General features: G+C 54.8%; 7 protein-coding genes. 5 read left to right on the top strand and 2 right to left on the bottom strand.

Translation table 11 applies throughout. From position 1 onward, the window contains the following. On the top strand, positions 1-181 hold a 181-nt coding region (locus tag Q0H50_RS08345), incomplete at its 5' end, for a hypothetical protein (RefSeq protein WP_294421346.1). Positions 182-241: 60 nt separating this feature from the next. After that, positions 242-703: a hypothetical protein gene (locus Q0H50_RS08340; protein ID WP_294421343.1), complete on the top strand. Its 462-nt coding sequence runs from the start codon at positions 242-244 to the stop codon at positions 701-703. A 116-nt stretch (positions 704-819) separates the two neighbouring features. On the opposite strand, the gene Q0H50_RS08335 is transcribed toward Q0H50_RS08340, so the two are convergent. Then, positions 820-1053, bottom strand: coding sequence for a helix-turn-helix transcriptional regulator (locus Q0H50_RS08335; protein WP_294421340.1), 234 nt, complete (start codon positions 1051-1053; stop codon positions 820-822). Positions 1054-1158: 105 nt separating this feature from the next. On the opposite strand from Q0H50_RS08335, the gene Q0H50_RS08330 reads away from it, so the two are divergent. The 3 genes from Q0H50_RS08330 to Q0H50_RS08320 all read left to right on the top strand — a co-directional run bounded on the left by Q0H50_RS08330 (position 1159) and on the right by Q0H50_RS08320 (position 4605). Then, entirely contained in the window at positions 1159-2106 is a 948-nt protein-coding gene (locus Q0H50_RS08330; protein ID WP_366936652.1) for a WYL domain-containing protein, read from the top strand. A gap of 76 nt (positions 2107-2182) precedes the next feature. After that, positions 2183-2569 carry a hypothetical protein gene (locus Q0H50_RS08325; RefSeq protein WP_294421335.1) on the top strand — a complete coding sequence of 129 codons (387 nt, stop codon included), beginning with the start codon at positions 2183-2185 and terminating at the stop codon, positions 2567-2569. 62 nt (positions 2570-2631) lie between these two features. After that, on the top strand, positions 2632-4605 hold the full coding sequence (locus tag Q0H50_RS08320) for a hypothetical protein (protein WP_294421332.1): 1974 nt from the start codon (positions 2632-2634) through the stop codon (positions 4603-4605). Positions 4606-4696: 91 nt separating this feature from the next. Here Q0H50_RS08320 and Q0H50_RS08315 read toward each other — a convergent pair. Continuing rightward, on the bottom strand, positions 4697-4956 hold a 260-nt coding region (locus Q0H50_RS08315), incomplete at its 5' end, for a hypothetical protein (protein ID WP_294421330.1).

Below are 4956 nucleotides of genomic sequence, written 5' to 3'. Positions count from 1 at the left end.
TCGAAACGCAATACGCATTATCTCCGTATTAAAAGCGTATTACGGAACTAATGCGTATTGCGTGCGTATTAAAGGCGCGTCGCAGTATAGCGCAGCGGCTGGACAGGCATTGTCCTTTCCAACAAAAAGTTCCACCGGTGTAGTCGCACCGGCGGAACTTTTATCAATATCAGCAGAGTGACACGGGCTGTCCACCCTCTGCGGTATACTCGACAGCAGAAACGACAAGGAGGGCAAACTCATGGATAAATGTGAGGAAATGCGGGCGCAGTTCGACCGCTTCTGCAATGGGCAGCTGGCGGACTCCGGCACGACACAGATACAGGCCATCAGCAGCTTACAGATGAAGAACATCCGCAAGTATTTTGTGCCGGGAATATACAGCTTCGACATCGTCGGTTTTCTGGATACCACGCTCCTCAAGACCGGCAGGGAGGGGTATCTGTTCACCGTGGACGGCGTGTACTACAAGGAGTTTCTGGAAAAGCCGGGACACTTCCGCTACAACGACGTGGCAAAGACCGAGATCATCCTGCCGAAGCCCAAGGACAACGAAAGCACACTGGAGATCAGATTCAAGGATGGCCGCTGGGTGCGTCTGGTTGGTTACTCGCTGTACAAGACCGGCGCGAAGCAACTGCTGGACGGCCTGTGCGAGATCGCGGCGCGATACCCCGACGAGGACGATGAGGACGAGGCGTAGGCATTATATACCATTTTATGAAAAACGCCATATCCGCAGCGGCGCAGCACGCGGAATTTGGTAAAATTTGCTGACACAACGCGGGCTTTGTGGTATACTGTGGGCGGTTAACCGCGTCACTCGTCGAATTGCAGGAACCTGTAGGGCGGCACGTCCAATGCGGTGGCCACGTCGAACAACGTGTCCAGCGACACTGCCTTGTTGACATTGGGCGCCTCCACATGGCCGATGAACGCCGGACTCAGCTCCAGCTTCTCGGCCAACTGCTCCTGCGTCAGACCCCGCAGCTTGCGGTAGTAGGCAATCTTCAGCCCGATCTGACGGTATTTGTCCGCATAGATAGTCTTCATGCACATCATCTCCCGCTACTATGGTAACGAAAAGGGACAATAATTGACATGAGCTTTCGGACATAGTATTATATTTTACAGATATAATTATGTGTTTTGCGGTGCATGAGAAACGGAGGAAATATGGAACAGCGATCCGAGCTGAAATCGGCGCGTCTATTGGAGATATACACCCGCTTGGAACAGGGACGCACCCTGAAAAAAGCAGATCTGGCGCAGGAATTTCACGTCACGCAGCGGAGCATTCAGCGTGACGTGGAGGACTTGCGCTGTTTTCTCGCCGAGCGCCACTTGGAGCGGGAGGTCATCTACGACGGCAAGCAGCGGGGCTACCGCATGGTGTCCGGCAACCCGCGGGGGCTGACCAACAGCGAGATACTGGCGGTATGCAAAATTCTGCTGGAGAGCCGCTCTCTGCCCGCCAGGGACATGGGCGGCATACTGGACAAGCTCATCGACTGCGCCGTGCCGCAGGAGAGCCAGAAGGCCGTGCGGGAGCTGGTGGCCAACGAGAAGCTGCACTACATCCCGCCCCACCACGGGCAGAGCGTGCTGGGCAGCCTGTGGGAGCTGGGGCAGGCCATCCGCAGCCAGCAGGTCATTGAGATCGGGTACGAACGCATGAAAGAACCCAAGCTGGTGCAGCGCCGGGTGCAGCCGGTGGGCATCATGTTCTCCGAGTATTACTTCTATCTGACGGCGTTTTTGGAGGACAAGACGGACTTCGACAACCCCGATGACCTGTTCCCGACGATCTACCGCATCGACCGCATCCGGTCGGTGAAGGTGCTGAACGAGCATTTCCGCGTGCCGTATGCCAAGCGGTTCGAGGAGGGCGAGTTCCGCAAGCGCGTCCAGTTTATGTACGGCGGGCGGCTGGAGCATATCCGCTTCCGCTACACCGGCCCGTCGCTGGAGGCGGTGCTGGACAGACTCCCCACGGCGCAGGTACTCTCCGAGGGCGCCGACGGCTGGCTCATCTCCGCCGAGGTCTTCGGCAAGGGAATAGAGATGTGGCTGAGAAGCCAGGGGGAGTGGGTGGAGAAGGTGTGAGTGAGCAAGGCAACATATGTGAAAGCACTTGTGCTTTTGCAAATAAAAGAGAAAAATGCTTTAGGAGGAACAGATCATGGGATTATTCAGTGCAATTTCAAAAGCGATGCAGGCAGCACAGGAAAAAGCCGAATTAGAAGCGGCACCGGTGATACGGCAAATTGACCAAAACGACTTGTCGTACGGTGGAGAAAAGTTTTGCGCTATGGCGCGTCAGCTGAGCCCGTCAGCGCGAACGGCGGCAGGGCGCGCGTACCAAAGGAAAATCGACGTCTCTGGCAAAAATGAGATATATCAAGCGTTTGAGCAAATGTATGGGCGCTACCAGCAGAGGGGGGATACGATGGCATTTGCACTGTCCCAAATGCTCGGGAAAAAACTGGCCCAAGATGAAGACTCACGGGTCAAGGAAAAGAGCAACGATGACGGTTCCAAAACCTTATATCTCCCGCGGGGCTATTGAGAGCGACGCACAGTACCAATGACTGTGCGACTGAAACTGCCGAATAGTCTATGGAGGACATTATGGAAAAAACAATTCTTGCAGAGTTTATCTATAAACTTGGTACGGAGGTGTCATATTTCTACTGCGGCGGATATAAGTGGTCGTATCCCAGTTATGGATACAGCTATAACAATTCACTGCCCTCAAAATTCATGGCAGCGCTTGGGAAAAGCGGCATTTTGAGGGAACCGTTGGCGGATGTTATTTGCGTTCTGGGCGACTGGGATGGTGTCGTAGAGGGAATCGTTTTTACAGACAAAAGCCTGTATGTCAAAACGCCGAAAAACAAATCAGATCCGGAGTTTCACCTCTCCTATGATGAGATAACGGGTCTTGATCTTGTCGCTGGCTCGGGAAACCTGATTATTTGGGAAAACCGTGTGTCCTATACGATCGATACGCGAATGTGGAATCGGCAGGCGATTTTTGACTTCCTGCAATTTGCAACGGGTACGTTTGCGTTCGCGGAAATGTCGAGGGAACGGGTAGGAAACATCCGGCTGTCGACCGTGGGCGAAAATGTAGGCGAGTATGGTGCAAAAATGGCTGGAACGATATACAGCGGCATAAGCAACGCATCGTCGATCTATGCGGATAACAAGATTTTATCTCCACGGGGACACGGCTTCGCAGCAGAGCGTGCGAACCATGCGTATGACATATTGCACGGGAAGAAAGCGGAAATACTGGGGGATGATAATCTCAAAAACGGCCCCGACAGACAGGTGGATGGTGTCCTCATACAGTCGAAGTATTGTCGGTCAGGACCTGCGTGCATCAGCGAGTGTTTTGACAGCAGCGGTTTCCGGTATTACAACGCCGATGGAACGCCGATGCAGATTGAGGTCCCCTCTGACTTTTACGAAGACGCGGTCGCCGCGATGGAGCGGCGCATCCAGAACCACGAGGTAAGAGGTGTGACCGACCCTGCGGAAGCGAGAAACATTATCCGCAAGGGACATTTCACCTATGCGCAGGCCAAGAATATTGCCAAGGCGGGGACGATCGACTCCATCCGCTATGATGCCCAATCGGGGGCGATCGTTGCGACCAGCGCATTTGGTGTGACAGCAGCCATCACGTTTGCCGTCGTATTCTGGCGCGAAGGGTCTTTTGAGGTCGCAACAAAAGCAGCGGTCGTAAACGGCCTCAAAGTGGGCGGAAACGCCTTTCTTGCTGCCGTGTTGGCCGGCCAACTCAGCAAGGCGGGGCTGAATAGCCTGCTGGTCGAGGGCTCCAAAGACTTTGTGAAAATTTTAGGGCCGAAGGCATCCGCGAAGATTATAAACGCGCTGCGGAGCGGAAAGAACATTTATGGCGGCGCGGCGATGAATAGCCTTGCGAAAATGCTGAGGTCGAACTTTATTACTTCACTGGCAACGATCGCCGTCTTGTCGATAGGAGATATTGCCAGTATTTTCCGCGGAAGAATATCCGGCGCACAGCTGGTGAAGAATCTGGTCGATACGACGGCGTCTGTGGCCGGTGGAGCAGGCGGTTGGTTGGCAGGCTCCGCCGCAGGTGCAAAGATCGGCGCGATCGCAGGATCGATCTTCCCAGGTGCGGGCACGGTGATCGGCGGTGCAGCAGGGTCTGTGATCGGCGGCCTTTGCGGTGCATTTGCCGGAGGAAGTGTTGCCGCGAAGGCGTCGAACAAGGTCACCAGTGTCTTTATAGAGGATGATGCGGAAAAGATGGTCAGAATCATCGAGGAAGTATTCACCGATCTGGCGGACGAGTACCTTATCTCCCAAGAGGAGGCGAAGACGATCACCGCCGAACTGCAGAAGCAGCTTACCGGAAAGAAGCTGAAAGACATGTTTGAAAGCAGTGACCGGAAGAAGTTTGCACGGGCCATGCTGGAGGATATGTTTGTAAAGGTAGCCCATGAGCGGCAGCATGTGACGCTCCCGACGCCTGAGCAAATGCAGGAGGGGCTGCGGGAGGTACTGGAAGAACTGCCAGATGAAGAAGCCGATGAGACCTGTAAATAAAGCAGTATGAGAAGGCATTGGGAATCTACTTGAGGGATTGCAACACAACAAGAGAGGGCCGCCACAGCCGCGGCGGCCCTCCCTTTTCTTTTCACCCCTCCCCCATCATCCGCCCCACGCAATCCCCCTTTTTCGGCAGATAGCAGATGTGCTTCATGCTCTCGATGTAGTGCGCCGGTACGCGCAGCTGCTTACGCAGGTAGTTCTCGATCAGCTTCGGCATCCCTTGTGCGGCGTACTTCCCCTTGCGCACGTCCTCCGAGATCGCCCACGGCAAGCCGTTCTCCCTGCGCTGTTTGGGCGGCGTATGCTGCCGCAGCAGGTCGTACACGTCCCCCCGGAACGTGAGGA

It is taken from the genome of uncultured Senegalimassilia sp., assembly GCF_934632265.1.
Taxonomy (GTDB): Bacteria; Actinomycetota; Coriobacteriia; order Coriobacteriales; family Eggerthellaceae; genus Senegalimassilia.
Note: the sequence above shows the minus strand (reverse complement) of the source record. Positions and strands in the feature narration are given on the sequence as shown.